Source organism: Methylocella silvestris (assembly GCF_002891535.1).
Lineage (GTDB): Bacteria > Pseudomonadota > Alphaproteobacteria > Rhizobiales > Beijerinckiaceae > Methylocapsa > Methylocapsa silvestris_A.
Genome location: NZ_PDZR01000035.1, coordinates 1 through 24,655, shown reverse-complemented (window position 1 = coordinate 24,655; position 24,655 = coordinate 1). Strand labels below are relative to the sequence as shown.

At 61.7% G+C, this 24,655-nt stretch carries 26 protein-coding genes and 1 pseudogene; 4 read left to right on the top strand and 23 right to left on the bottom strand.

Annotated features, from left to right (window positions below; genetic code table 11):
• Positions 1-128 (top strand): annotated as a pseudogene (locus CR492_RS19220) (IS5 family transposase); the annotation flags it as partial.
• A gap of 87 nt (positions 129-215) precedes the next feature.
• Here CR492_RS19220 and CR492_RS19215 read toward each other — a convergent pair.
• The 8 genes from CR492_RS19215 to CR492_RS19180 are packed head-to-tail and all read right to left on the bottom strand — an operon-like array spanning position 216 to position 8,170.
• Complete coding sequence (locus tag CR492_RS19215) at positions 216-1,076, bottom strand: MBL fold metallo-hydrolase (RefSeq protein WP_102845337.1); 861 nt, start codon at positions 1,074-1,076, stop codon at positions 216-218.
• Between the two features lie 14 nt (positions 1,077-1,090).
• On the bottom strand, positions 1,091-1,906 hold the full coding sequence (locus CR492_RS19210) for a sulfite exporter TauE/SafE family protein (RefSeq protein WP_102845336.1): 816 nt from the start codon (positions 1,904-1,906) through the stop codon (positions 1,091-1,093).
• Positions 1,900-2,835: an ABC transporter ATP-binding protein gene (locus tag CR492_RS19205; RefSeq protein WP_102845335.1), complete on the bottom strand. Its 936-nt coding sequence runs from the start codon at positions 2,833-2,835 to the stop codon at positions 1,900-1,902. The genes CR492_RS19210 and CR492_RS19205 overlap by 7 nt, the downstream gene beginning before the upstream one ends.
• Positions 2,825-3,676, bottom strand: a complete 852-nt coding sequence (gene ntrB / locus CR492_RS19200) for a nitrate ABC transporter permease (protein ID WP_102845334.1) — start codon at positions 3,674-3,676, stop codon at positions 2,825-2,827. The genes CR492_RS19205 and ntrB overlap by 11 nt, the downstream gene beginning before the upstream one ends.
• A gap of 12 nt (positions 3,677-3,688) precedes the next feature.
• On the bottom strand, positions 3,689-5,080 hold the full coding sequence (locus CR492_RS19195) for a CmpA/NrtA family ABC transporter substrate-binding protein (RefSeq protein ID WP_102845333.1): 1,392 nt from the start codon (positions 5,078-5,080) through the stop codon (positions 3,689-3,691).
• Positions 5,077-6,453: an FAD-dependent oxidoreductase gene (locus CR492_RS19190; RefSeq protein ID WP_102845332.1), complete on the bottom strand. Its 1,377-nt coding sequence runs from the start codon at positions 6,451-6,453 to the stop codon at positions 5,077-5,079. Before CR492_RS19190 ends, CR492_RS19195 begins: the two co-directional genes overlap by 4 nt.
• Positions 6,450-7,586, bottom strand: coding sequence for an acyl-CoA dehydrogenase family protein (locus tag CR492_RS19185; RefSeq protein WP_210200273.1), 1,137 nt, complete (start codon positions 7,584-7,586; stop codon positions 6,450-6,452). Before CR492_RS19185 ends, CR492_RS19190 begins: the two co-directional genes overlap by 4 nt.
• A gap of 26 nt (positions 7,587-7,612) precedes the next feature.
• Positions 7,613-8,170, bottom strand: coding sequence for an OsmC family protein (locus CR492_RS19180; protein ID WP_102845331.1), 558 nt, complete (start codon positions 8,168-8,170; stop codon positions 7,613-7,615).
• 246 nt (positions 8,171-8,416) lie between these two features.
• Here CR492_RS19180 and CR492_RS19175 point away from each other — a divergent pair, with 246 nt between their 5' ends.
• Together CR492_RS19175 and cynS are read left to right on the top strand one after the other, a co-directional pair.
• Positions 8,417-10,030, top strand: a complete 1,614-nt coding sequence (locus CR492_RS19175) for a sigma-54-dependent Fis family transcriptional regulator (protein ID WP_348626734.1) — start codon at positions 8,417-8,419, stop codon at positions 10,028-10,030.
• A 250-nt stretch (positions 10,031-10,280) separates the two neighbouring features.
• Positions 10,281-10,730 (top strand): cyanase, encoded by a 450-nt coding sequence (cynS, locus tag CR492_RS19170; RefSeq protein WP_102845339.1) that lies wholly within the window; start codon positions 10,281-10,283, stop codon positions 10,728-10,730.
• A gap of 130 nt (positions 10,731-10,860) precedes the next feature.
• Here cynS and CR492_RS19165 read toward each other — a convergent pair whose 3' ends face one another.
• From CR492_RS19165 to CR492_RS19095, 15 genes are all read right to left on the bottom strand, one after another.
• Complete coding sequence (locus CR492_RS19165; RefSeq protein ID WP_102845330.1) at positions 10,861-11,850, bottom strand: Ldh family oxidoreductase; 990 nt, start codon at positions 11,848-11,850, stop codon at positions 10,861-10,863.
• A gap of 3 nt (positions 11,851-11,853) precedes the next feature.
• Positions 11,854-12,813 carry a hydroxyacid dehydrogenase gene (locus CR492_RS19160; protein ID WP_102845329.1) on the bottom strand — a complete coding sequence of 320 codons (960 nt, stop codon included), beginning with the start codon at positions 12,811-12,813 and terminating at the stop codon, positions 11,854-11,856.
• A 118-nt stretch (positions 12,814-12,931) separates the two neighbouring features.
• On the bottom strand, positions 12,932-14,212 hold the full coding sequence (locus CR492_RS19155; RefSeq protein ID WP_102845328.1) for a UxaA family hydrolase: 1,281 nt from the start codon (positions 14,210-14,212) through the stop codon (positions 12,932-12,934).
• Between the two features lie 8 nt (positions 14,213-14,220).
• Complete coding sequence (locus CR492_RS19150) at positions 14,221-14,544, bottom strand: UxaA family hydrolase (RefSeq protein ID WP_102845327.1); 324 nt, start codon at positions 14,542-14,544, stop codon at positions 14,221-14,223.
• Positions 14,545-14,680: 136 nt separating this feature from the next.
• Complete coding sequence (locus tag CR492_RS19145) at positions 14,681-16,411, bottom strand: L-aspartate oxidase (protein WP_102845326.1); 1,731 nt, start codon at positions 16,409-16,411, stop codon at positions 14,681-14,683.
• A complete protein-coding gene (locus tag CR492_RS19140; RefSeq protein ID WP_102845325.1) occupies positions 16,408-17,019 on the bottom strand; it encodes a fumarate hydratase C-terminal domain-containing protein in 612 nt (203 codons plus the stop codon). The genes CR492_RS19145 and CR492_RS19140 overlap by 4 nt, the downstream gene beginning before the upstream one ends.
• 18 nt (positions 17,020-17,037) lie before the next feature.
• Positions 17,038-17,898, bottom strand: a complete 861-nt coding sequence (locus CR492_RS19135; RefSeq protein ID WP_245412178.1) for a fumarate hydratase — start codon at positions 17,896-17,898, stop codon at positions 17,038-17,040.
• Between the two features lie 22 nt (positions 17,899-17,920).
• Positions 17,921-18,637 carry a sulfite exporter TauE/SafE family protein gene (locus CR492_RS19130; RefSeq protein ID WP_180982630.1) on the bottom strand — a complete coding sequence of 239 codons (717 nt, stop codon included), beginning with the start codon at positions 18,635-18,637 and terminating at the stop codon, positions 17,921-17,923.
• A 20-nt stretch (positions 18,638-18,657) separates the two neighbouring features.
• On the bottom strand, positions 18,658-19,017 hold the full coding sequence (locus CR492_RS19125) for a succinate dehydrogenase, cytochrome b556 subunit (RefSeq protein WP_102845322.1): 360 nt from the start codon (positions 19,015-19,017) through the stop codon (positions 18,658-18,660).
• Complete coding sequence (locus CR492_RS19120; RefSeq protein ID WP_102845321.1) at positions 19,014-19,343, bottom strand: succinate dehydrogenase; 330 nt, start codon at positions 19,341-19,343, stop codon at positions 19,014-19,016. The genes CR492_RS19125 and CR492_RS19120 overlap by 4 nt, the downstream gene beginning before the upstream one ends.
• On the bottom strand, positions 19,340-20,092 hold the full coding sequence (locus CR492_RS19115) for a succinate dehydrogenase/fumarate reductase iron-sulfur subunit (protein WP_102845320.1): 753 nt from the start codon (positions 20,090-20,092) through the stop codon (positions 19,340-19,342). Before CR492_RS19115 ends, CR492_RS19120 begins: the two co-directional genes overlap by 4 nt.
• Before the next feature lie 73 nt (positions 20,093-20,165).
• Complete coding sequence (locus CR492_RS19110) at positions 20,166-21,173, bottom strand: ABC transporter substrate-binding protein (protein ID WP_102845319.1); 1,008 nt, start codon at positions 21,171-21,173, stop codon at positions 20,166-20,168.
• A 91-nt stretch (positions 21,174-21,264) separates the two neighbouring features.
• Positions 21,265-22,158 (bottom strand): ABC transporter permease, encoded by an 894-nt coding sequence (locus tag CR492_RS19105; protein ID WP_102845318.1) that lies wholly within the window; start codon positions 22,156-22,158, stop codon positions 21,265-21,267.
• Positions 22,151-22,921, bottom strand: coding sequence for an ABC transporter ATP-binding protein (locus tag CR492_RS19100; RefSeq protein WP_102845338.1), 771 nt, complete (start codon positions 22,919-22,921; stop codon positions 22,151-22,153). The genes CR492_RS19105 and CR492_RS19100 overlap by 8 nt, the downstream gene beginning before the upstream one ends.
• Before the next feature lie 316 nt (positions 22,922-23,237).
• Positions 23,238-23,990, bottom strand: a complete 753-nt coding sequence (locus CR492_RS19095) for a GntR family transcriptional regulator (RefSeq protein ID WP_102845317.1) — start codon at positions 23,988-23,990, stop codon at positions 23,238-23,240.
• 421 nt (positions 23,991-24,411) lie between these two features.
• On the opposite strand from CR492_RS19095, the gene CR492_RS19090 reads away from it, so the two are divergent.
• Positions 24,412-24,655, top strand: a 244-nt coding sequence (locus CR492_RS19090; protein ID WP_146030339.1) for a putative sulfate exporter family transporter, incomplete at its 3' end; no start/stop codon positions are given.

Sequence of the window (24,655 nt, the reverse complement as noted above, 5' to 3'; positions counted from 1 at the left end):
GCTTCAACAAACTGAAAAACTGGCGCCGCTTGGCGACCCGCTACGACAAGACCGCCGAAAGCTACCGCGGCTTCGTCCTCATCGCCGCCGTCCGACTATGGATGAGGGTATTTGTCAACAGGACCTAGTGAAACCTGACACTGTCCTTGGAACGCCGTCATCGCAGCCACCGATGTCGATTGCAACAAAAATAGAGAGCCGCTTTCCCTCCCCAATCAGAGCATGTCGATCGGGATCTTAAGGTATCGCACGCCGTTGTCTTCCTGGTCAGGAAGACGCCCCGCCCGAATGTTGACTTGGATCGATGGCAGCAGAAGTTCGGGCATGTCGAGTTCGGCGTCTCGCCTCATACGCATGGCGACGAACTCGGTCAGGCTGACGCCATCGTGGATATGGATGTTGGACCTGCGCTGCTCGCCGACGGTGCAGAAAGCGATCGGATCGCGCCCGTCCTTCGGATAATCATGGCACATGTAGAGCCGGGTCGTGTCGTCCCTGTCAAGAATGTCGCGGATCGAATGAAACAGCGCACTGGCGTCGCCGCCGGGAAAATCGCATCGCGCGGTTCCGACATCCGGCGGAAACAGCGTATCCCCGACAAATACCCCACATCCTTCGACTTCAAAGGCGAGGTCTGCCGGCGTATGTCCTGGCCGCGACAGGGCGCGGCCTTGCAACGCGCCGATTGCAAAGCGCTCGCCATCCTCAAAGAGATGATCGAATTCTGCGGGCGCCGGATAAGCCTCGCGCAGATTGTAGACACCGTTGAAGATCTTGCGGACGCGCGAAATCTCCGCGCCGGCGGCGATCCGTCCGCCAGCCTTGCTCCTCAGATAGGCGACCGCCGAGAGATGATCCGCATGCGCATGCGTCTCGAGAAGCCATGCGACTTCGAGCCCCCGCGTCTCCACAAAGCCAAGAATCTCGTCGGCGCCCCGCGTGTCCGTGCGGCCCGACTTGCGATCGAAGCCGAGTACGGAATCAATGATCGCGCAGGGCGTACTGGCTCCGGCGTGAACGACATGGCTGAAGGTTGATGTCCGCTTGTCAAAAAAACTCTCTACACTAGGCTGCAAGGCGGCCTCCGTATTCAGTGAAGAAACAGTAGCGGCGCGAAAGCCTTCGCCATCAGGCCGATGGCCGCCGCGCCGGCCGTGACGGCGAAGCCGAATTTGAGATGCGCGGCAGGCACACGCGGGGCGACCGCCCGCCCGCCAATCATTCCGACGACGACAGCGGCGATGAACGTCGAGGCGCCATGCGTCAGGGAGCCCCCGGCGGCGATGTAGCCGCCGACCGTACTGACCGAGACGAGCGCGATCACCATGAGCGACGTTGCAACCGAGCCATGCATTTCAAGGTCGCTGAATTGCTGCACGCCCGGCACAATGATGAAGCCGCCACCGACGCCGAGCAGGCCGCTGGCAAGGCCAGAGAGGCCGCCGACCGCTGACATGCTGGCGAAACAGCGTGGCGTCCAGACGAATCGGCCTGTCGCAGGATCAAGACCGCAGTGGCGCGGAGCGTCGATCGTCGCTCGCGTGACATCCTTTACGAGAGCTTGCCGCGCCATCCGGATAACGGTGTAGAGAAGCGCACTGCTGAACATCGTCAGCAGCAAGCCGCCCGGCAACACGCCGGCAAGCTTCAATCCAAGAGGTGCGCAAAGTGCGCCGGCCGCTGCCATGACGAACGCCGCCCGGTAGCGGACAAGCCGCCTGCGCAAGCCGTCGAGACAGCCAAGCGAAGCCGCGGCGCCAACCGCGATCATCGCGACCGGCGCAGCCTCGCGCAGGTCATAGCCAAGGCCGAGCACCAGCGCCGGAACGGCGAGAACGCCTCCTCCGCCCGTCAGGCTGAGGACAAGCCCCACGCCAAGACCGTAGAGGGCGTCGGGACTTAACATGGGCTTCCCGCGCCTCGCGCGACGATCTTGACCCTTCCCGCACGTGGGCCGGCATCTCCACCCGCGCCGCTTTCGACTCCCGGCGTCGCAATCACCGGCGCTTCTTCACCGGTCGCTGGTCCCGCCGCCTGAATCAATTTTGAACGGCGCACCAGGAAGTCCACCAGATGGTTGCGAATTCGATAGAATTGAGGATCGTGATGGATCGTCTCGCGGTTGCGCTCGCGCGGCAGTGTATTGACGACGATCTCCGCAAGCCGCGCGTGCGGGCCGTTGCTCATCAGCATGATCTTGTCGGCGAGCAGGATGGCCTCGTCGACGTCATGGGTGATCATGAAGACCGTTTGACGCGTCGCTGCGCAGATCTTCAAAAGCTCGTCCTGAATGACGCCGCGGGTCAGCGCGTCGAGCGCGCCAAAAGGCTCGTCCATGAGCAGCATCTGCGGCTCGATGGCGAACGCCCGCGCGATGCCAACCCGCTGCTTCATGCCGCCCGAAAGTTCGCTCGGCTTCTTCCGAGAAGCGCCCTTGAGGCCGACCATTTCAAGAAAGCGGGCTCCATGCTCAGCAACCTTCTGGCGCGACCAGTCAGGATGCCGAGAGCGCACGGCGAAGGCGATATTCTGTTCGACAGTGAGCCAGGGCAGCAGCGAATGGTTTTGAAACACGACACCCCGATCGAGACCCGGGCCAGTGATCTCCTTGTTGTCGATCACCGCAACCCCACTCGTCGCCTCCTCAAGGCCCGCCACGACGTTCAAAATGGTGCTTTTGCCACAGCCCGAATGGCCGATAATGCAGACGAATTCACCTCGATCAATCCGAAAATTGATGTTTTCAAACACCGGCGGAAGATCGTCGCGGTAGCGCTTCGAAAGCCCTTCGATCTTGAGGAATGGCGCACTGCGCCGCAAAACTTCATTCGGCATAGGTCACCTTTTTCTGAAGATTGGCGAAAAGGGAATCGAGGAGCATGCCGATCACGCCGATCATCAGAACCGCGAAGATCACATTGCCGAGCGAGAGATTGTTCCACTGGTTCCAGACGAAATAGCCGATGCCCGTGCCGCCGATCAGCATTTCCGCGGCGACGATCACGAGCCAGGCGATCCCCATCGAGATGCGCATTCCTGTGATGATCGTCGGGGCCGCGGCAGGCAGGATCACCAAAAACGCCTTGCGCAACGGTCCGACCTCGAGCGTCCGCGCCACATTCAGCCAGTCCTTGCGCACGCCCGCCACTCCGAAGGCGGTGTTGATCAGCATCGGCCATACCGAGCAGATGAAGATCACGAAGATCGCCGATGTTGCGGAGTCCTTGATGGTGTAAAGAGCGATCGGCATCCATGCCAGCGGCGAGATCGGCTTCAGCAACTGGATGTAGGGATCTAGCGCCGCATAAAGCAGTGGAGACATTCCGATGAAGAAGCCGAGCGGGATCGCGATCAACGCGGCGATCGCATAGCCGAGCGCCACGCGGCCGAGCGAATAGGCGAGCTGGACGCCGATGCCCTTGTCGTTCGGACCGCGGTCATAAAATGGATCGCTCAGCTGTTTCCATGCGAGCGACGCGAATTGCGCGGGCGTCGGTACGCCATTGGCCAGCGCGGCCCCTGTTGCGGAATTGCCCATAAGCTCGGCATATTCCCGGTCGGCCCCGCTCGGCGCCGTTGTTTTGGCGGGCGTCGTTGCGATCTGCCACGTCAGCAAGAACACCGCCAGTATTGCGAGCGATAGAACGGCGCCTCGCAAGCGCAGGGATTTCGTCATCAAATATTCTCCTCAGCTGCGCTTGATGGCGAAGCCATCGAGATAGGCTTTCGGCTGCGCCGGATCGAACGGGCGCCCCATCACCGAAAAACTTTTGTAGCCCGACGCCGGCTCGGCGACAGCTTCCTTCTGCCCGAGCGCCGCCATGTGTTTGCGCGCGTCCGTCATCAGGAAAATTTGCTCCGCCAGCGCGTCAAAATTGACGTCGTCCTTCACATAGCCCCAGCGTCTCATCTGGGTTAGCATCCAGGTCGCCATGGAGTACCAGGGCATGGGGTCGAAACCGGCTCTATCCGGCACGTTCTGGACGTTGCCAAGACCGTCGGCATAACGCCCCGTGAGCGCCTGCCTGATAACGATCTCCGGCTGATTGAGATAGTTCGGCGTCGAGATCGCCGCCGCAATCGCGGGGAGATTGGCGGGATCGTTGGCCGCCGCCGCCGCGTTCAAGATGGCGCGGTAGAGCGCTGCGAATGTATTTGGGTTCTGCGCGACGAAGGCTTCCGAAACGCCGAAGGCGCAGCATGGATGGCCATCCCAGATATCTTTGGACAGCACATGGATGAAGGCGATGCCGTCATAGACGGCGCGCTGGTTGAACGGCTCCGGACCGAAGAAGCCGTCGATATTGCCAGCGCGCAGATTGGCGATCATTTCGGCGGGCGGCGTCACGCGCAGTTGCACGTCCCGGTCGGGATCGATCCCGTGTTCGGCGAGATAGTAACGCAGAAGGAAGTTGTGCATCGAATATTCAAATGGAATGGCGAATTTGAACCCCTTCCAGTTACGCGGATCGCGATTGCCCTTGTGCTTCAGAGCAAGCGTAATCGCCTGGCCGTTGATGTTCTGGATGGTCGCCACTCGCATCGGCTGTGCGGCCGAGCCGAGCCCCATCGAAATGGCGAGTGGCATGGGCGCGAGAAAATGCGAGGCGTCAAGCTCGCCGTTCAGCATCTGGTCGCGCACCAGCGCCCAGCCGGCCGTCTTTTTCAACGTCGGCGACAGGCCCTGCTGTTTGTAGAAGCCCATCGGATCGGCCATGATCAGCGGCGTCGCGCAATTGATAGGAATGAAGCCGATTTTTACGTCCGTCTTTTCGAGTGGACCTTTTTCTTCGGCCATCGCCTGCATCTGTTGCAGCGGGAGGACGCTGGCGATCGCGGCCATAGCCGTGCTCGCGCCGACTGCCGTGAGAAAGCGCCGGCGCGTCACATCATTCGGGAACAGCGCGCGAACCGCCGCCGCTTCGACGAAATCGCGCGACAGTGTTTCGGCGTCGAGACCGCGCGACAGGCGCTCGCGTTCAGCTGCGGCGTCATGCGCTGCAAGGCTTTCGTGCTTGCCGCAACCGCATCCGCCGAGAGTGGAGCGCTGCGAATAGGGCGAGTAGAAGTTTTCACTCATGCGTGCGCTCCGTGTTTGAAAAATGAGGCGGCTTTGGCCGTGCCAACACGAAGGCTCGCCGCCGCCGTTCCGTCCCGCCATTGCTCCATATGCAGGAAAGAGTCGTCTTCCCGGATGATCCGCCACTCCCCGTCAGCGCAAGGCGCGCCGCTGAGTTCGATTGGAAGAATTTTGCTTTTTAGCCGGACCGCCGGCCGGCTGTGGCGATAGCCCTCATGCCAGCGCCCGGTAACATGATGGGCGACCGCGTCCGCCTGCCGCGCGATCGGCTCGACGAAGCGGCATGTCGCGCCCTCAATGCTCACACAATCGCCGAGAGCGTAAACGCCAGGCGCGCTGGCCGCGAGCGTCAATGGGTCGACCTTTATGCCGCAATCGAAAGCGAGCGCCCCAGAGCGCGCCAGCCGATGATCGGTCGCAAGACCCGTTGCGGCAACGATATGATCGACTGTCACGCTTCTGCCGCAGCGCGTTTCAAGAAGCTTTGCGCCATCCCCGAGCGCTTCGACCCTGGCGATCTCGACGCCGCCGAGATAGTCGACGCCAAGCTTCGCGTGGCTTTGCTTCAGCCGTTTCGCCGCCGGCTCGGGGAGCAGGCCGGAAAGCGGTAGAGTCTGGCGGTCGAACAGGGTCACCCGATGACCGGCGCGCGCAAAATCCTCCGCGAGTTCGCAGCCGATCATGCCGGCCCCAACGATCGCCACCCGCTGCGGTCGTTGCGCCAGCCTTTCCTGCAGGCTGCCCCAGGTGGCGAGATCATTGATGCGCCAGCACAACGCCGACGGCAGTTCCGCCGGGAGCGCGGGCCGCGCGCCCTGCGCCAGCACCAGATGCGTATATAGCAGCGCGCCGCGCGTCGTTCGCAGCTGACGGAGCGCAGGCGCGAGGCCGATCGCAAAAGTGTCCTCGCAAAGGCGCACGCCAAGACGACGCGCCGCCGCCGCTCCGCTTTCGCGCACCAGCGAGGATGCAGTCAATCCCCGGCTCAATGCGAGCGAGAGCTCCGGCTTGTTGTAGAGATCAGCCTTGCCGCCGCAAACCATTGTGATCGGCGTCCCGGCGTCGGCCGCACGGATCGCCTCGACCACCGCCCAGCCGGCGAGGCCAGCGCCGACGACGACGATTCCGACGCCGCGCGGCGGGTTAGCGGGAGCAGACGAAGCTTGCGCAGCCGCCCGTTTCACATAGGGGTCGAAGTCCGCTTTCGTGACGCCGCAGAGGGGGCATTCCCAGTCGTCGGGAATATCCTCAAAGCGCGTTCCGGGAGCAAGGCCACTGTCGGGATCGCCAAGCTCTTCATCATAGATGAGACCGCAGACGCGGCAAATATACTGCCGCCAGGGTTCGACGGCGCTCTCCATCGTCGCGCTCATTGCGGCGTCTCCTCCCGCATGAGGCGATCGAGCTCGAAACGCAAATGCTTGATCGCCGGCGTGACGATGGCGATGAATTGCGCTTCCCGCATGCGGCGCTGGGGAGCGGCGCTTCTGAGATAGCCGCGCGCGCCCTGATGCAGCATGGCTGATTGCGCCGCGCGGAGAGCAAGCTCGCCGCCCTGGGCCCTCGCATCTATGACGTCCATCAGATAATCCTTGCCGCCGTCGTAGGGAGCGGCGACTAGCTTCGCCACGCGTCCCGTGAGTTCATCGAGCTCGGCCTGTATTTCGTCGGGGCGATCCTGCAGGAAGCAGTTGACGTGTCCGAGCGCCGGTTCGACATCCCGCATGGAATCAATGGCGCCGGCGATTACGCCCGTCGCCATGCCGACCTGCAACAGGATGAAGGGGGCGCGGATGCGGGCGATGAAAGGCCGTGCGGGATCGGCTATCATGGCGTCCTCTCCGACAAAGTAGTCAGAAAGCGGGATGCGCCAGGTGCTTGTGCCCTCCATGCCGGAGAATTCCGGGCACGGCTTCAATTCGATACACCCGTCGAAATCAATGAGAAACATGATCTCATGCGAGCGCTTGCCGTCGTCACCCTCGACCGCGGCCATGGCCCCGCAATATTGGCCGGCGCCGATATGGCTGACCCAAGGCAGCGAGCCGTTGACGAGATAGCCTCCCTTGACCTTGCGGGCGCGCAGCAGCATGGGCTCAATGCCGGCCAGCGCCTTAACCGGATTGGAAAGGCCAGTGCCGCCGAAACGGCGTCCCATTGCGTGGTCGACAAGCCGCGCCGTGAGTGCGGGATTGCCGGACTGCTCCAGGTAGAGGCCGCAGACATCCTGGCACCAGGTAAGAAATCCTGTGGCGCCGCAACTCCGGCTCACCTCATGCATTGCCTCCAGCGCGAGATCGAAGCGCGCGCCGAAGGCGTCGAGATGGGGCGAGAAGGCTCCGGCGGCGCCGAGCGAACCCATGATGTCGAGCGGATAGCGCCCTTCATCAATTTGAGGCGCGGCGCCGGCGAGGACGCCGCGGGCGATGTGGCTGACTTCGGCGCGCATCGCCGCCGGATCGGGCCAGAACTCTGTCGAGAAATTGGTTGCGTGCGCGCTATTCATATCGGCCTCCTAAAACTCCGCCGGCGTCAATCTTTCAGGGCGATCTCGAACGGGATCGGGTTCCGCATAGTGTTCGCGACCGGCGAGAAGTAGTTGGCGCGGCGGACGATCTCGTCGAGTTCCTCCCGCGTGGCGTCGCCTTCGACGAGCACCTTCACGCGGATCGCCTGAAATCCCATCTCTTCCGGACGCATGTCAGCGCCGCCGGCGCCCCAGGCGGCCGGGTTGCCGATATCGGCCTCAAGAAAAACCTCGAGCCGCGTCAGCTTGACATTCATCCATGTGGCGACGGCGGTGATGCCGACGGCAAGGCAGCCGCCAAGACCGGAGAGGGCGATTTCGCCGGGGGCCGGCGCGGTGTTTTCACCGAAGAGATGCAGAGGCTCGTCAACGACGACCGGCTGATGATCGCCGACATAGCTGAGGCTCCGGTACATGCCCTGCATGACAGTGCGGACCGTGTTGGAGCCGCGTTTTCCCGGATTTTCTCGGCCCTTTTCGGCAAAGGCCATCAGGCCGTCGCGGTCGATCGGGCGAAGATAGGCCTCGGTGGCGCTGGTTGCTGTTTCGGCTGCGTTGGACATAACAATATCTCCAGTTAGCCGAGCAAGGGCCCGGCTGGGTTCACAGCCTATATGGCAACCGTCGTGCCAGATGATTGGCGCGGGCTTACACAGAAAAATAATCTTGTTAAATCAGCACTATACGGATTCTACCGGCGATCTGGCCAGCGGCAGATGCTCGGACGCTTATCAGCCGGAGCAAACAGATTGTCGACATTGTCAACGCTTTGTGCGCATACTGGACGCTTCTCCGTCAAGGCGTTTTCAATGGCTGACGCGACCCCGCCAAAGTCCCTTCAAGGCCGAGGCGCCGCTGCGCCCAACGCCGCTTCAGGCGGCTCTCCGACGTCCTGGCGCGCGCAGGAAATGCTTCTCCTGCAACACGTCATGGCGCTTGCCGGAAAAAGCCTCGCCGCCGACGAGGTGTTTAGGGAAATGCTGCATCTTGCATCGGAATTATTGGGGCTCAACCGCGGCCGCATCGTGCTGCTCGACGAGGATGGGCTGGGCGGCTCCATCCGCTACGCCTATGGGATGACGAAAGCGGAAATCGCGCGCGGGCGCTACGCGTTGGATGAGGGCGTCACAGGCCACGTGCTGGCGCACGGGCATCTCAATATCATCCAGGATATCGACAAAGAGCCGGGTTTTCTCTCCCGTGCGGTCACGCGCGACAACCTGCCGCCGGGACCCGTCGCCTTCATCGCCCTGCCGATCCAAATCGGCCGGGAGACCGTCGGCGTACTCGCGTGCCATCGCATCCGCCGGCGCGCGCGCCTGCTTGCAGATGATGTCTCCATCCTGCGGATTCTCGCGACGCTCGCCGCGCAGCTTCTCCATTTGAAACGCTACATCGAGGAAAAGACCCGGGCGCTGGAGCAGCATAATGCGCTGTTGTCGCGCGCACTGCACGCCGACGCCACGCGCTATGGCATCGTCGGCAACTCCCCGGAGCTTTTGCGCGCGATCTCCGAACTTGAACGCGTGTCGGACGCGACCGCGACTGTGCTGCTACTCGGCGAATCAGGGACGGGCAAAGAACTGTTTGCCCGCGCGCTGCATCTTGCAAGTCCGCGCCGCGACAAGCCGTTCATCAAGGTCAATTGCGCGGCGATCCCCGAGACGCTGTTCGAGTCGGAGCTGTTCGGCTATGAGCGCGGCGCCTTTACCGGCGCGAGCGCCATGCGCGCCGGCTGGTTCGAGCAGGCGAATGAGGGCACGATTTTTCTCGACGAGATCGGCGAGTTGCCTCTCAATATGCAGGCGAAGCTTCTTCGCACGTTGCAGGAAGGCGCGCTCACGCGACTTGGCGGCAAGCGCGAGATCCGCGTCGACGTCCGGCTCGTCGCGGCGACCAATCGGGATCTTGCCGAGAACGTAAGGCGCGGCGCCTTCCGTCAGGATCTTTATTATCGGCTGAACGTCATACCTATTCAGCTTCCCTCCCTGCGCGACCGGCGCGGCGACATTCCGGTGCTCGCGCTGCATTTTCTCAATCACATCAATCAGACCAATCAACGTAACGTCAATCTGAGCGCCGACGCGATTGCGCGGCTGCAGAAACACGCATGGCCAGGCAATATCCGCGAACTTTCGAACATGATCGAAAGGCTCGTTCTGCTCGCCGACCGGCCATCGCTGCGCGCTGTCGATCTTGAGCCCTATTTCTCCGGCGGAGGCTCGCCATCGGCGCCGACAGAGCCGTCGCTCCATCCCGAGACATTGGCGATACGTCCCTATGTTGCGGCGGCTTCGCATACGGCGCAGCAACTCCGGCAGGCGATCGTGCAATGCGGCGGAAACAAATCGCGGGCGGCGCAATTGCTCGGACTGACTGCCCGCCAATTTACCTATCGCTGCCAGAAGCTGGGAATTTCATGAAATTTCTTTTGAGAAGGGACAGCGGATCGCTAAATTGTCGACAATGGCGATAATTTGATAGATATGATCTGCGTTTCGCAGGCGTCGGACGTGCTTTATAAATAAGCCAACTCATTGATATAGAAATAGATATTCAACCGGCGCAGCCTTTGGCACGCCGGTTGCTCATAATTGTTTTAGTCGGGCTCAACCCATCAAAGCCCGCGTTCAGCGCCGCGGCGGCGCATACGCAATTTATATGAGGTTTGTCATGATAATGAACCGCGATGAGGTCTCCGCGATGCTGGTCGCATCCAAAGTCGCCAAAGGTCTGACATGGGCGCAGGCGGCCGAGGCGACTGGCCTATCGAAGGAATGGACGACAGCGGGATGTCTTGGCCAGATGGCCTTTTCGAAGGCGCAGGCGGAATCGCTCGGGACGCTGTTTGGGCTGCCGGACGAAGCAATAGCCTGGCTGCAGATTGCGCCCTACAAAGGGTCCTTGCCGACCGCCGTGCCATCAGACCCGCTCATCTATCGTTGGTATGAGATCGTCAACGTCTATGGGTCGACTATCAAGGAGCTGATCCATGAGGAGTTCGGCGACGGCATCATGAGCGCCATCGACTTTTCGATGGACATCAAGCGCGAAGCCGATCCGAAAGGCGATCGCGTGAATGTCGTGCTTTCCGGCAAGTTCCTGCCCTACAAAAGTTATTAGACGATAGCCCCGACACTGCTTCCTATGGAAAACGCCAGCGCGCCCTCCCCAGCTCTAGCCTGAGGCGAGCGACCATTCAGAGAGCTGAAGCCGGCGCCCATGCGAAGATCCGTTCAGGCGCAGGGTATCCTCAGGCGCCGTTGATCTCCGCCAGCAAGGCGTCGCTGACGGTCAGCCCCTCTGCCGCCGCGGCGTCGCGTGCAGCCAGTCGGCGCGAGCCGGGCAATCGAGCGCCGGACTGCGCCTCGATCGCTTCGGCAAGGGCTGCGAAGCGGGCCGGGCCGTTCGCCGAAAAGGCCGAAGGATCGAAAGCCAACACCAATTGCCCGGTCCCCGGGGGATCGCCGATAGCGTCGAGAAACGAAGACGCTTCGCTTGCGTAACGCGCGCCGGTGAGGCCGGCGGCGAGCAGTTCCACCATCAGCGCCAGCGCAACGCCCTTGGCGTCGCCGAGCGGCGCCATCGTGCCGGCGAGCGCCGCGACAGGATCTGTGGTCGGATGGCCCTGCGCGTCCATCGCCCACCCCTCGGGGATTGCTTCGCCGCGCTGCTTGGCCGCCATGATGTTGCCCCGCGCGACTTTGGATAGCGAAAGATCGATCACGATCGGTGCACGGCCGGTCATGGGGCAGGCGAAAGCGATCGGATTTGTTCCGAACACCGCTTGCGCGCCTCCCCAAGGGGCCATTGCGGCGGGCGTGTTCGCGAACAGGAGCGCGACGAACCCGGCCTTGGCCAGCGCCTCGACGGGGCGGCCTGCCGCCCCGCAATGATGCGAGCGGAAAATCGAGGCGGCGGCGAGCCCTTCCATGAGGGCCATCTCCGGCAGGGCCGCGACCGCCGCGTCGAGGGCCGGGTAGGCGAAGCCATAGGCCGCGTCTATCGCGATCACGGCGGGACGCGAGCGCGAGATCTTGGGCTGCGCCTGTCCCAAAATCTTGCCGGCGCGCAGCTGCGCCGCGTAGGCAGCCGTGCGCGCGAGGCCGTGGCCTTTCAGCCCGTCGGCCTCGGCGCCGACGAGCGCGTGAGCGACGCTTTCGGCATTGGCCTCGCTCGCGCCGCAGCGTGTCAGCGCGGACGCGACGAGTGCATGGGCCTCGGCGAGAGTGAGTTTCGGCATGATTCAGGCGCTCCGCAGGGTCATGGCGGCAAGATGCCGGGCGACGGCCTCGACCGTGACCCGTGACACGCGCACGTTGGATTCAGCTGTGACGCCGGCGATATGGGGCGTGAGAATGAGATTCGGCGCGTCGCTGAATACGAGAGGCTTTTCGGCGCTCAATGGCTCGTCGTCGAACACATCGAGAGCCGCGCCTCCAAGCTCGCGGGCCCTCAGCGCGTCGGCGACGGCGGCTTCATCCACAATCCCCCCGCGCGCCGCGTTGATGAGGATGGCCCCGGCCTTCATGCGCGCCAGGGCTCCGGCGTCGATGAGCCCGCGCGTTTGCGGCGTCAGCGGCGTGTGTAGAGAGATGACGTCTGATGTCTCCAGCAGCTCCTGCAAGGGCAGCGGCTCTATGGCGCCAAAGGCCGATGACCAGGCCGGATCCGTATCAGAAACGAAGGGATCAAAAGCGGCGACGCTCATTCCGAGAGCGAGGGCTCGCTTCGCTGTTTCGCGGGCGATCGAGCCGAAGCCCACGAGCCCAAGACGCTTGCCGAAAATCTCCCGGCCGTTCGAGAGCGCCTCGCGCGGCCATTTTCCAGCCGCCAGCAGGGGCGTCGACGAATAGGCGCGGCGCAAGAGAGCCATCGCCGTGCCGATCACATATTCGGCGACGGACACATCGTTGGCGCCGGCCGCTGGAAACACCGCAACGCCGCGCGCCTTGCAGGCCACAACATCGATGTTGTCCAGCCCGACGCCGAGTCGTCCGACGACCCTCAGCCGCGTTGCCCCGGCGAGCAGCGAGCCGCGCACCTGCGTTCGGTTGCGGACAATCAGCGCATCGGCGCTGCGGACTGCTTCCACGAGGCTGACGGGATCATCCACGAGTTTCGGATCGTAGAGGACGTCATGCTGCGCCAGTCCGTCGCGCAGCGCCTGTTCGTCCATAAATTCAGAAACGACAATTCTTGCCATTGAGCTCTCGCGAATTCACGATTGGGAATAACGCGGTTCGGGCCAGCGTTGTGCCTGCGCCAGACAGGCTGAAGAAAATGAGGCGGCTGCTGCGCGCCGCCGCCTCGTGCGTCGCTGGTCAGGCGCTGCGGTAGAGTTTGGTCATTGAGAACTCGCGATGGCCAAGCGATTCCGCCGCAGTCAGTCGTCCATTGGCGGTGCGGATAATCATGTCGATCAGCGCGTCGCCTGCCTGCGGGATGGTCATGTCCCGACGCAAGACGCCGGAGACATCGACGTCGATATGTTCGCCCATCGTACGCACCGTGCGCGGATTGCCGCTGATCTTGATGACCGGCAGGATCGGGTTGCCGATGACATTGCCCTGGCCTGTCGGAAAGGTATGCACGACATAGCCGGCGGCTGCCATCAGGGTCACGCATTCGGCGGCGGCCGAGGACGTATCCATGAAGTAGAGGCCGGGGCCTTTCGCGGGCGCCTCGGCTGGCTGCAGCGCGTCGATGAAAACGCACTCATGGCCGATCTTCTCAAGGTTGCCGAGCGCCTTTTCCTCGATCGTCGTCAGCCCGCCGACGATGTTGCCCTTGGTCGGCTGGCTGTCGGACAGATCATCGGTCTTGTGCGCTTCAATGACGTCGTCCTGATAGGCCTTCCACATCTTGAACCATTTTTCAGCGATCTCCGGGTTCGCCGCGCGCTCCTTGCACAGATGCTCAGCGCCGGTGATTTCCGAGGTCTCTCCGAATATGCCGTAGACGCCGAGCGGGATCAGCTTGTCATACATGTTGCCGACGGTTGGGCACGAAGAAAGCCCGGTCGTCGTGTCCGATTCGCCACATTTAGTCGAGATCCACAACTCGTTGATCGAGCATGTTTCGCGCGGCAGTTCGGTCGCCCATTGCAACAGGCGCTTTGCCTGATAGCTCGCCTTGGCGATGGTGGCGATGTCGCCGTGACCCTCGATGCCGAAGCCGACGACGGGTTTGCCGGTCTTGGCGATGCCCTCGACGACACGGTTGGTCCATTGATCCTCGATGCCGATGACGACGACCGCCGCGACATTTGGATTGGATCCAACGCCAATCAGCGTGCGGAAATGGATTTCGAGATCCTCGCCGAACTGGAGCCGGCCGTAAGCGTGCGGAATGGCGAGCGTGCCCTTGACCGCATTGGCGACCGCTTCGCAGGCCGCGTTCGAGAGATCGTCGAGGGGAAGAATGAGGACGTGATTGCGCACGCCGACACGCCCATTCTCGCGCCGCCATCCCGTGAAGGTGGCGTTGGCGAAATCAGCCGACGCGCGGGCGTCAGGCAGCGACCCGTTGACGAACTGATCGGGCGCGGAGCCAATGAAAGGGTTTACGGCGCTCTCGCCGTTGATCGTGGTTGTCTCTGACATTTTCGGCCTCACCAGCGCTTCGTCTTGGCGTTATGGACATGGACGTGATCGCCCTTGGCGACATCCTTGGTGATCCTTCCGATGTCCTGTCCGTATTTGATCGCGGTGTCGCCGGCCTTCAGGTCGGCAAGCGCCACTTTGTGGCCAATCGGAATGTCGTGCCTCACAAATACTTCGAAGGTCGTGTTGTCTTCCGTGACAACGCCGAAGGCCTGCGTGTCAGCGCTGAGGCCCTCGATTACGGCGACGGCTACGTTGTCTTTCGGGCTGTGCGCAAGAACTTGCGGCTGTCGCCCGGCCCCATTGCCGCCAGCTTGAAGCTTGTCGTTCATCGCCTTTCGATCCTCCTGGTGCTGCGCGGCTTATGACGCCGCTCACTGATGTCTTATATAAGACATATGATCTTCTATTCGTCAACGCTGTTTATGATCTGAACCAAATTGGATTTTCCGCCCAATTCCGTTCGGCTCAGGCCGCGTCGAAGAGAATGGATTCACCGGGGCGCACGCGCGTAAAGGCCACGGCTTCCGTCGTGATGGAAAGACGCTCGTTCAGCCGGCGAACGACCGTATAGCGGGACGCCGAGAGGTCTGATGTTTCCGGAAAGTCCTCCCGGAAATGCGCTCCACGGCTGTCCGTGCGCGCCATAGCGGCCGCGCAGATCGCCTGACTCACGGAAATCAGGTTTTCAAGGTTCAGCCGGTCCATCCAGGTGAGGTTGTAGCGCCGGTCTGTGTCCGGCGCGCCGCAGCGCGCGACCGCATCCGCAAGACTATCGAGCGAGGCGGATGCGCGCGACAGGCCCGCGGCGTCGCGCAAAATGCCGGCGTCTACCCACATTGTCTCGTAGAGCGCCGAACGGATACTTTTAAGGTCCCCGGCGGCGCGTCCAAGCGGCCCGAAAGCACGGGACAATCCGCGTTCGATCGAAGCCGCATCGGGATCGGCGCAGGCGCCGTCGCGCTGGACGGCAAGCGCCATTGCGTTGCCCGCGACGCCGCCGAACACGGTGGAATTTGCAACGCCGTTGCCGCCGAGGCGGTTGGCTCCATGAACGCCGCCCGTATCCTCGCCGGCGGCGTAGAGGCGTGGAAGATCAGTGCGGCAATCGGGGCCGAACATCACGCCGCCCATCATATAATGTGCGGTCGGTACCACTTCGACGCGGCCGCCCGCGAGATCGAATCCGCAATCACGACAGCGTTCGACCATGCCCTTGAAATTCTTCGCGACTTTCGCTGGCCCAAGGTGGCTCATCTGGATATGGACGCCCCCGCCGCTCGTGCCGTAGCCATCCCGGATGCGGCGGATGATAGATCGGCTGACGACGTCGCGCGTTGCTCGCTCGCCACGGGGATCGTAGAGCGTCATGAAGCGCTCGCCGGTCGAATCGAGAAGCCAGCCGCCAGCTCCGCGAAGCCCCTCCTCCAGCACGGTTCCGGTCATGCGCGTATCAGGGCCGGCCAGCAGTCCGGTCGGATGGAACTGGACCATTTCCATGTCGCGTAGCGGCAGGCCGGCGCGAAGCGCCATGGCGAGGCCGTCGCAGGTCTTGTCGCCGGAGGGCGTGTGATATTTATACATGGTCGGGCCGCCGCCGGTCGCGAGCAGCGTCGCCTTGGCGCGCACGAGCACCGGCTCGCCGGTCCGCATGTCGAGCATCAGTACGCCAGCGAGACCCGAACCGTCAGCCGAGGGAATGAGATCCAGCGCCCTGTGGTCTTCAAGCCGTCGGATGTCGCGGCGCCAGACCTGTTCGGCGAGACGGTTGACGATCTCGATGCCGGTGAGGTCACCCTTGTGTACGGTCCGGTCGAAGGTCTGGCCGGCGAAGGCCTTCTGGTGCACGCTGCCGTCCGGGTTGCGGTCGAAGAAGCAGCCGAGCTCGGATTCAAGCTCGCGGATGCGCACCTGCGCTTCTGTCACGAGCGTCCAGGCGAGCTCCTGATTGTTGAGCCATTTTCCGCCTTCGATCGTGTCCATGAAGTGCCGCTCGACCGAATCGCCGGGCGCGAGCGCAACATTGTAGCCGCCCTGCACCATGCGGGTGCAGCCGCATTTCCCGAGCAGTCCCTTCACCGCAATCGTGACGTCGAGTTCGGGCGCGGCCTTCTTGGCGTGCAACGCGGCGAACAGGCCCGCGCCGCCGGCGCCGAGTATGAGAATGTCGGTGTCGAACGTCGATAGCGCCGGGGTCATTTGCAAACTCCGATGCGCTCAAGCACGCCGTCGCGGCGGCTGGCGACGTCTCGCTGTACGTCGGCAAAAAGCGATCCGCCATGCGAATCCATGCCGACCAGCAGGGGACCGAAATTATTGATGCGGAAGCGCCAGAGGCTTTCGGGATGAAGATCGTCAAGGTCGATGTCTTCGATTTGATCGATCCATGTCGTCTCGAGCGCGGCGGCTCCCCCGACGATGGCAAGATAGGCGCCGCCAAGATCGGAAAACGCTTGCAGCGTGGCAGGCCCCATGCCGCCTTTGCCGACAATGAGCCGCACACCTTCGCGCATCATCAAGTCGCGGGTGAAGCGCTCCATGCGCATCGATGTGGTGGTGCCGATGCAAAACGGCGCATAGCCCACCGGCGCCACATCCGAGATTTCGACGCGGTGGACGTTGGGCGCGGTATGGATTACAGCATGGCCCCGCAGATCGAGCCTCGTGCGGCGCCCGCGATCGAGCATGTGGATCAGCGTCGCGTCGCGAATGCCGTAAAGCGTTTTGCGCAAGGTCACCGTATCGCCGATTTTCAGTTTCCGCGCTGCGTCGGCGTCGATCGGCATGTCGAGAATGTGATGCGCCATGTTGTTATCTCCTGCGTATCAGCTAAAAGCGATACCGCCCGGGGTGATGGCCGCGCGCGCGCGGCGCGCCGAATGGCACTGGATGTTCACGGCCACCGGATTTTGAGTGATATGCGTCGCGGCGATTTCAACGTGAACAGCGAAGCTGGTCGAGCGACCGCCAAGCCCCTGCGGTCCGATGCCAAGCTCATTGATTGCGGCAGAAAGCTCCACTTCGATCTTCGCGCCTTCCTCGTCCGGACAAACAGAGCGCAAAGGCCGCGTCGAGGCGATCTTGGCGAGATGCATGCAAAGGTCGGATGTGCCGCCGAGACCAACGCCCACAATGGTTGGTGGGCACACGCGGCCGCCAAGCTCAATGACGCGGTCGACGACAAAGCGCTTGGCCGCCGCGACGCCGTCAGACGGGAGCAACATCTTGAGAAATGAGCCGTTCTCGGAGCCCGACCCCTTCGGAATCATTTCGATGCTGACGGTTTCCTCACGTTCGTCAAAGTCGACGTGGATGATCGGCACCCGAACGCCACAGGAGGTCTGCTCGTTCTTGCGCGTGATCGGATGGACCACCGAGGAGCGCAGTGAGTTCTCGCGCGTCGCCCGCGCGCAGCCGCGCCGGATCGCTGACTTCAGCTCGGCGCCGTCGAAGCCGACATTGTGGCCAATTATGATATTATAGATCGGAATGCCCGTATCCTGACACAGGATATTGTTAGTCCGCTCGGCGACTGCGATGTTTTCCACCATCACACCGAGGATTGTCTTGCCCGTCGCGCTGGTTTCGTCCTGCAAGAGATCGTTCAGTCCGGCCTTGATGTCGGGTGGCAGGAGTTTCAGCGCCCGTACGTAAAGGCTGGCGCAGATGTTTTCGACTTCCATCATGTCCAAATCCATGAGCGTGCTCCTAGACAAAAAGTATGGCGCCAGAGCCAATCAACATCAGCGAGAGCACCCGTCCGAACCATACCTCGTTGAGGCGGCCATAGATCTCGAAGCCCAGCCAGGCGCCGGCGACGAGCGGGGGGAGAGCCAGCGCAAACAGGACGATTCCTCCGCGATCGATCGACAACACGCCGACAAGCGTCAGGGTCAGCAAATGGGAGAACAGGATGAAGGGCTGGTAGACGCCGCGCGCTACGTCCTTCGGCCAACCCCGAAGCTGGGTCCAGATCGTAGTAAGAACTCCAGAATAGCCAGCAACGCCGCCGAGAGCGCCACTCACGAAACCGATGGCGACGTCCGCGCGGCGGCTATCTCCGAAGACAGGCGACAGACGCAGCTTGAGCGCCATGGAGAAGCCATAGGCTATCATCAAGAGGCCGAGCGCGCCCTTGAGGCATGTCGGGTCAAATCGCGTGAGCAACCAGACGCCAAGAGGAACGCCAAAAATACCCCCAGCGAGGAAAGGCGATAGCCGCGCGGACTCGATCGAGCGTCTGATTGGCCAGACGAGCGTGATATGAAGAAGGCTGCCGCAGGCGACGATCAGCGCTGTCGTGCGCACGGGATCGAGCACATGGAGCCAGATCGAGGAAGCGACGAACGCGAATGCGAATCCGGCGCCTCCTGCGGCCAGCGCGCCAATGAAGGCGCCGACCCAGATCACTGAAAGCGTCGTCATTGGCACGCCGAACATCAAGCTCACGCTCCACCGAGCAGAAACAGCAATCCGACCGCGGCCGCGCTGGCGCAACAGACCGACACGACTGAGGCGGTCTTGGCCCGGAACGATAAAAATTCGATCGCGAGGATCCGCAGGCCGAGCGCCATGTGGAGAGCGAGGGATGTGACAAGCCCCCATTCGGCGATGCGCACAGGCCAGGCGCGCGTGAGTTGGAGGAATGCGTCAAGATCCTTGGCGCCGCCGAGCGCAAGCCCAAGAACGATGAAATGCATTGGCAGAAAAAGCGCTAGCGCCACGCCGGAAAGACGATGAAGCATGGCCGCAAGGAAGCCCGGTTTCCGCCGGGAGCCGCGGATCAGTCCCGTTGCCGCGCTCATGCGAGAAAGACCGCAAAGGCCGCCCGAAGGCCCAGCACGACGAGCAGGGTGGAAAAGCCAATCATGGCGATATCGAGCGAGCGGCCATGCCAGCTGGTCCATTCGCGCAGAACGCTCCTGAGGCCGATTGGCGCGTGGATGGCGGCCGCGAGCACGAAGAGCGCGTAGAACGACAGAAACCACCAATTGTCCTTTGTCCGGACGAATATGTCGCCTGCTGTCAAGCCGCTTCGTGTGGCGTAGATCATCGTCGCAAGGTGGATTGTCACGGCAAAGCCGAGGATCGCTGCAGTTCCGCGCTGGGCGAGATAAAGGACCGGGTTCATCCTTTTCTCCTCAATGCGCGACCGATCGTGGCGCGCTTCAGCCCCGCGATCGCGAATGTCGGCCCAAGCGTTTTGGGGCAGAATTCCGTACAACTCATGTGGCTGTGGCAGGAGTGACATCCGGCGTCGCCCGACACTGCGTCGAGGCGCGCGTCCTGACCCTGATCGCGGACGTCGTTGACGAGCGTCCAGGCGCGGTTCAGCGCGGCTGGACCAAGGTAGTCGGGATTCCAGGAGACGACGTCACAGGCCGAATAGCACACGCCGCAATTGATGCATTCGACCCCGGCGTCGGCCTCGCGGCGGCCCGGCTCGTCGGGCGAGACGAGAGCGAAATCTTTCGCGGCGTCCTCCCCCGGTTCAAAATAACCGTGAGCCTTGCGCCATTTCTCAAAGAAAGGCTCCATATCAACTGCCAGATCTTTGACGATGGGCAGATTGCGCAACGGCTCAAGCGTCAACACATCAGCCTCTGCTACAGCGGCGGCGCGCGTACGGCACGTCCAGCGCGGACGTCCGTTGACGACCATTGCGCACGAACCGCACATGCCAACCCTGCAGGCGAAGCGATAGGAGAGCGTCGCGTCCTGCTCGCGTTGAATCTCGGTCACGACGTCGAGCACCGTCTGGTTCGCGCGAAGGCGGATCTGGAAGCTTTGAAAGGCTCCGCTTTCCGCGCCTCTCCAGACGCGGACGGTCAAGGCTTCGGCGGCCGCCGCGACCCCAGGTTTGCTGGTTTCTGCTGTCATCCGAACGACCTCAATGCTGATGCGTCATGCATCACGGCGCGGACTACGTGTGGAGCACTAGCGCCTCAGGGCGTCAGCTTCCTGACGCGTTGGGAATGAGATTGAAGAACAGGTCGCGCCAATCCTTCGCTTTGCCAGCGACGTATCCAGCGCGGTTCATGTAGTCGAGATACGACATCATTTTCTTGGGTGTTGTGGTCCAGTCGTTTTCTGGCGCACGGATAATCTGTTCGGCGTCCGCTACCGCCATTTTGGAGTTCTCGGCCTTGATCCATAGCGCAGCCGCGGCCGCGGGATCAGATTTGATGCGCTGCACGCTGTCTTCGAGCGCGGCGACGAACGCCTTCATAACCTTGGGGTTTTCATCGACGAATTTGGTGCTGGCCCAAACGAGGTTGAACGTGTGTGGACCGCCAAGCACGTCATAGCTGTCCAGAACTTTTTTCGCGCGCCGGTCTTTAAGTTCAAGCTCCTGGAACGGAGAGGAGCCAAAATGCGCCGTGATCTCGGAGCGTCCGCCCATCATGGCGAGCTGAGCGTCGGGATGGCCCATCGACACCGTCAGCGGATCAAGCTTGTTTTGTTGCCCGGGCCCGAACTCCTTCTCCGCCGCCATCTGAAGCGTGATCGCCTGGATCGACGTTTTGACCGTCGGAAGGGCTATCTTGTCCCCGGAGGTGAAGTCTTTCAGCGAGGACACCGCCGGATTTACGGTGACCAGGAAAAGCGGCATGGCGTTGAGAGCGGCGACGCCTTTGACCTTGATGTTCTTCTGCGTCTTTCCCCAGATCGTCAGCATCGGACCGACGCCGCCAGCGGCAAGATCGAGATTCCCGGATAGAAGCGCCTCATTCATGCCCGAACCGCCGGTAAAGCGCAGCCATTCGACCTTGATATCGAGGCCCTCTTCCTTGGCGTGTTTTTCGAAGAGTTTTTCTTCTTCCATCACGGTCAGGGGTAGATAGGAGATACCGAACTGCTTCGCGATCCGGACCGTGCTGACTTCTGCGAGGGCCGGAGCCGACAGGCCTATGGCCAGCACCGCGGCAAAAGCGCTGATGCGCGCGAAATGTCGTGTCATGCGTCTCTCCCTCGGCGCTGTCTGCGCCATGTTTTCTTGGACGAATGTATCTGAGCGCGTCGTCAACTCTTTTGTGCTGGCGGTACCGCGGTCAGGTCTGCATGCCCCAACGCTGGATCGTCCGGCGTTCGATCGTCTGAAAGATCAGGTTTTCCACAACAAGGCCTATAAGGATGACCGTCAGCAGGCCTGCGAACACGTTGGGAATGTCCAGCATGTTCTTGTTCTCGAAAATAAACCAGCCAAGACCGCCGGATCCCGAGCTCACGCCGAAGACGAGTTCGGCTGCAATGAGCGTGCGCCAAGCGAAAGCCCAGCCAATCTTCAGGCCGGTCAGGATACTCGGGAATGCTGCCGGAATCAGGATGTCCCAAATGAAGCGCGGGCCCGCCAGGCCATAGTTGCGTCCCACCATTTTGAGCGTCTTGCTTACCGACAGAAAGCCCGAATGCGTGTTGAGCGCGATCGCCCAGGTGACTGAATGCACAAGGACGAAAACGAGGCTGCCGTTGCCAAGGCCGAACCAGATCAGGGCCAGGGGCAGGAGCGCGATCGCCGGCAGCGGGTTAAACATCGAGGTCATGGTTTCGAGGAAATCTGTCCCGATTCGCGAAGCCATGGCGATTGCGGTGAGGATGCCCGCGAGCAACACGCCGATCGCGTAGCCCACAAGCAAAATCCGGATGGAGGCCCACGCCCGAGCAGGTAATACGCCGTCGATCACGCTCTGCAAAAACGCCGACACCGTCGCGCTAAACGTCGGGAACAGGAGATCATTGTTGAGAATTCGGCCGTAGATCTCCCAAATGACGGCGAGCGCAATCAGGATCAGCGCTTTGCGGAACATGCTGACATTGTAGAGAAGCTCGAGCTTTGATAACGGCTTCTCCACCACGGTCATGGTTGGAGATGAACTATCGGGTACAACAATTTCAGGCCGCATTGCGGGCTGCTGCAGGGCCATAGCGTTGATCAGCTCACGCATCGGCGGTCTCCTTGAGCTCGTCCGAAAACAACATTTGTTGGATTCGCCGTTCAAGAACGGTTGCCTCCAGGGGGTCAGAGACGCTGTTCAGCTCCGCCTTCACCCGGCCCGGATGCGGCGTCAGAAGAAGAATGCGGTTGCCTATCTTGATCGCCTCGGCAATGGAATGGGTGACGAAAAGAACCGTAAAGCGCGTGTCTTCCCACAGCATCAGGAGTTCGTCCTGCATCTTCCGCCGGGTCAGCGCATCAAGAGCCGCAAAGGGCTCGTCCATCAGCAGGATATCCGGCTCCATGGCCATGCCACGGGCGATGGCGACGCGCTGCTTCATGCCGCCTGACAACATATGTGGGTAGCTGTCCGCGAATTTGGTCAGGTTGACTTTTTCTATATAGTGCATCGCACGATCGTCGGCTTCCTTCCCGGAAAGACGCCGTGACGCCTCAAGCGCGAAGGCTACGTTCTGGCGTACCGTTTTCCACGGCAGGAGCTGGTCAAATTCCTGAAAGACCATCATGCGGTCGGGGCCGGGGGCGCGGATAACCTGGCCCTTAAGCCGTATCTCGCCCTCTGTCGGGGTCATGTAGCCGCCGACCGCTTTTTGCAGAGTCGATTTTCCGCAGCCCGAGGGTCCGAGCAGGATGAAACGGTCGCCCGGATAGACCTGAAAGCTGACGCGGTATGTTGCGGTGACAAGATGTTGTGGGGTCTTGTATCGCAGCGTAACGCCGCTGACCTCGAGAAGAGGAGCCTCAAAGCTCATGCGTTCCTCCTTGAGCGGCGCCGCTTTTTGCAGCTTCCGCAGCAGTCTTGGCTTTTTTTCTTGCAATCGCGGCAAAGCGCAGGCTGCCAGCCGCACGCTCTCGTTTTTTGACGTTCGATGCAAGCTAGTCGAGAGCAGCGTCTTTGTAAAGTAGTCTAATGTCTTTTATAAGACTTGGAATTGAAAGCGAGTGGCGGCGCTATGCGCTCAGCTCCGTCGCGCCGATTAAAGCGGGATGGCTCCGGTCGGAATCATGTTCTGTGACAAGAACCGGCCTTAGTGTCGAATTCGGGACGGAAGGCCCTGGCGCGATCAATCAGCGCAACTCGGAGAGATAGTGGAAATGATCCGTGAGACAGATGCTGTGGCGTGATTCAGCCGGCACGCCCTCAAGCGAAAGGGCCAACCGGTCGATCTGCAGCGCGGGAAGCCCGGCGGCGACGCCGAGCGCTCTCGCGTCGGCCTCGGACATCGCAATAGCCTTGAGCTTTTCGTGCGTGCTGCCAATCGTTATGCCAAAATGCATGGCGTAGATGCCATAAAGATTGTTTGGCACCTCCATACCAGTGAGCCCGGGAAACAACGCTTCCGGCAAGGCGATGTTTTCAACAATCACTGGCGTGTCGTCGATTGAGCGGAGCCTGCGAATCCGTATGACGCGCGCGTCCTTGGCAATCTTCAGCACCTCGCGTTCGGCTGCGTTGGCCTTGCCTTGAGAAAGCGCCAAGACGCGACTTTGCGGAAAGCTGCGCAGGCCGTCGTCACCGACCAGCTTGAAAAACTGAAACATGATCCGTTCTTCATCGTGCCGGGCGATGAATGTGCCGCGGCCCTGGCGTCTAACGACGAGATTTTCGGCGGCCATAGCGTCGAGCGCCTTGCGGACCGTGCCCTGGCTGACCCCGAGTTCGGCGGCGAGCCGCATTTCGCTCGGCAGCGGCTGACCGGACGCCCAGACGCCGTCCACGATGCGCCGGATGAGCGCGTCGCGCACTTGCCGGTACAACGGGCGAAAGCCGAGCGCGTCAGCGTCATCAGCGCGGGCGACAAACTCACGGCTTTCACTCATGTTGGAGCCATCCTCGGTTTTCCTTGGGTAGGGTCGATCCGATTGAACCGATCCGGTCGGAATATGCCCAAGCTTGCAATTCCTGAGCGATCTCCAATCGACCAAATGAATCCGTTTGGCCCGAAAAACGCTCTAGCGGGATTCTTTATTATACTAAGAGCGTCTGTGACGGCAGTGCGTTCGGTCAAAGTGCTAAACCGCAAAATATCTCTTATCTTCATTTGTCTTATATCTTATAGAAATGTTCGAGGAAGTCGAGCAAGAACGGATTACGTGTCTGGTGAGGCGGGGGCTCCTCAAGATCGCCGGAGGCATGCGTTGCGCCGTGTCCGACGTTTGGATGAGACGGCCGCCGGGCGTGTTAGCTCCACGACGTTGAGGAGGTCTTTGCGTTGCAGCATATAGATCCGTCCAGGATTGGGTGCGCGCGGAAACGCTGTTCGGCGGTTTTGGCGGTCTTGCGCCGGGCGTGGCGCTGTGCGTCGCCGTCACTTTGCTGTCGATAGGCGTTCAAAGCGTCGAGGAGCGCGTCTTTTCCCACCCCTATGTCGAGGCGCTGGTCATCGCGATCCTGCTCGGCATGGCGATCCGCACGGTTTGGGAGCCGGGCGCGCGTTGGAAGCGGGGCATCGCCTTCAGCGCGAAGCAGCTTCTCGAAGTTGCGG

Coding starts and splice junctions, on each gene's coding strand:
- CR492_RS19210 (WP_102845336.1), bottom strand. CDS start 1,906: ATGTTAAGTCCCGACGCCCTCTACGGTCTTGGCGTGGGGCTTGTCCTC.
- CR492_RS19205 (WP_102845335.1), bottom strand. CDS start 2,835: ATGCCGAATGAAGTTTTGCGGCGCAGTGCGCCATTCCTCAAGATCGAA.
- ntrB (WP_102845334.1), bottom strand. CDS start 3,676: ATGACGAAATCCCTGCGCTTGCGAGGCGCCGTTCTATCGCTCGCAATA.
- CR492_RS19195 (WP_102845333.1), bottom strand. CDS start 5,080: ATGAGTGAAAACTTCTACTCGCCCTATTCGCAGCGCTCCACTCTCGGC.
- CR492_RS19190 (WP_102845332.1), bottom strand. CDS start 6,453: ATGAGCGCGACGATGGAGAGCGCCGTCGAACCCTGGCGGCAGTATATT.
- CR492_RS19185 (WP_210200273.1), bottom strand. CDS start 7,586: ATGAATAGCGCGCACGCAACCAATTTCTCGACAGAGTTCTGGCCCGAT.
- CR492_RS19180 (WP_102845331.1), bottom strand. CDS start 8,170: ATGTCCAACGCAGCCGAAACAGCAACCAGCGCCACCGAGGCCTATCTT.
- CR492_RS19175 (WP_348626734.1), top strand. CDS start 8,417: ATGGCTGACGCGACCCCGCCAAAGTCCCTTCAAGGCCGAGGCGCCGCT.
- cynS (WP_102845339.1), top strand. CDS start 10,281: ATGATAATGAACCGCGATGAGGTCTCCGCGATGCTGGTCGCATCCAAA.
- CR492_RS19165 (WP_102845330.1), bottom strand. CDS start 11,850: ATGCCGAAACTCACTCTCGCCGAGGCCCATGCACTCGTCGCGTCCGCG.
- CR492_RS19160 (WP_102845329.1), bottom strand. CDS start 12,813: ATGGCAAGAATTGTCGTTTCTGAATTTATGGACGAACAGGCGCTGCGC.
- CR492_RS19155 (WP_102845328.1), bottom strand. CDS start 14,212: ATGTCAGAGACAACCACGATCAACGGCGAGAGCGCCGTAAACCCTTTC.
- CR492_RS19150 (WP_102845327.1), bottom strand. CDS start 14,544: ATGAACGACAAGCTTCAAGCTGGCGGCAATGGGGCCGGGCGACAGCCG.
- CR492_RS19145 (WP_102845326.1), bottom strand. CDS start 16,411: ATGACCCCGGCGCTATCGACGTTCGACACCGACATTCTCATACTCGGC.
- CR492_RS19140 (WP_102845325.1), bottom strand. CDS start 17,019: ATGGCGCATCACATTCTCGACATGCCGATCGACGCCGACGCAGCGCGG.
- CR492_RS19135 (WP_245412178.1), bottom strand. CDS start 17,898: ATGATGGAAGTCGAAAACATCTGCGCCAGCCTTTACGTACGGGCGCTG.
- CR492_RS19130 (WP_180982630.1), bottom strand. CDS start 18,637: ATGACGACGCTTTCAGTGATCTGGGTCGGCGCCTTCATTGGCGCGCTG.
- CR492_RS19125 (WP_102845322.1), bottom strand. CDS start 19,017: ATGAGCGCGGCAACGGGACTGATCCGCGGCTCCCGGCGGAAACCGGGC.
- CR492_RS19120 (WP_102845321.1), bottom strand. CDS start 19,343: ATGAACCCGGTCCTTTATCTCGCCCAGCGCGGAACTGCAGCGATCCTC.
- CR492_RS19115 (WP_102845320.1), bottom strand. CDS start 20,092: ATGACAGCAGAAACCAGCAAACCTGGGGTCGCGGCGGCCGCCGAAGCC.
- CR492_RS19110 (WP_102845319.1), bottom strand. CDS start 21,173: ATGACACGACATTTCGCGCGCATCAGCGCTTTTGCCGCGGTGCTGGCC.
- CR492_RS19105 (WP_102845318.1), bottom strand. CDS start 22,158: ATGCGTGAGCTGATCAACGCTATGGCCCTGCAGCAGCCCGCAATGCGG.
- CR492_RS19100 (WP_102845338.1), bottom strand. CDS start 22,921: ATGAGCTTTGAGGCTCCTCTTCTCGAGGTCAGCGGCGTTACGCTGCGA.
- CR492_RS19095 (WP_102845317.1), bottom strand. CDS start 23,990: ATGAGTGAAAGCCGTGAGTTTGTCGCCCGCGCTGATGACGCTGACGCG.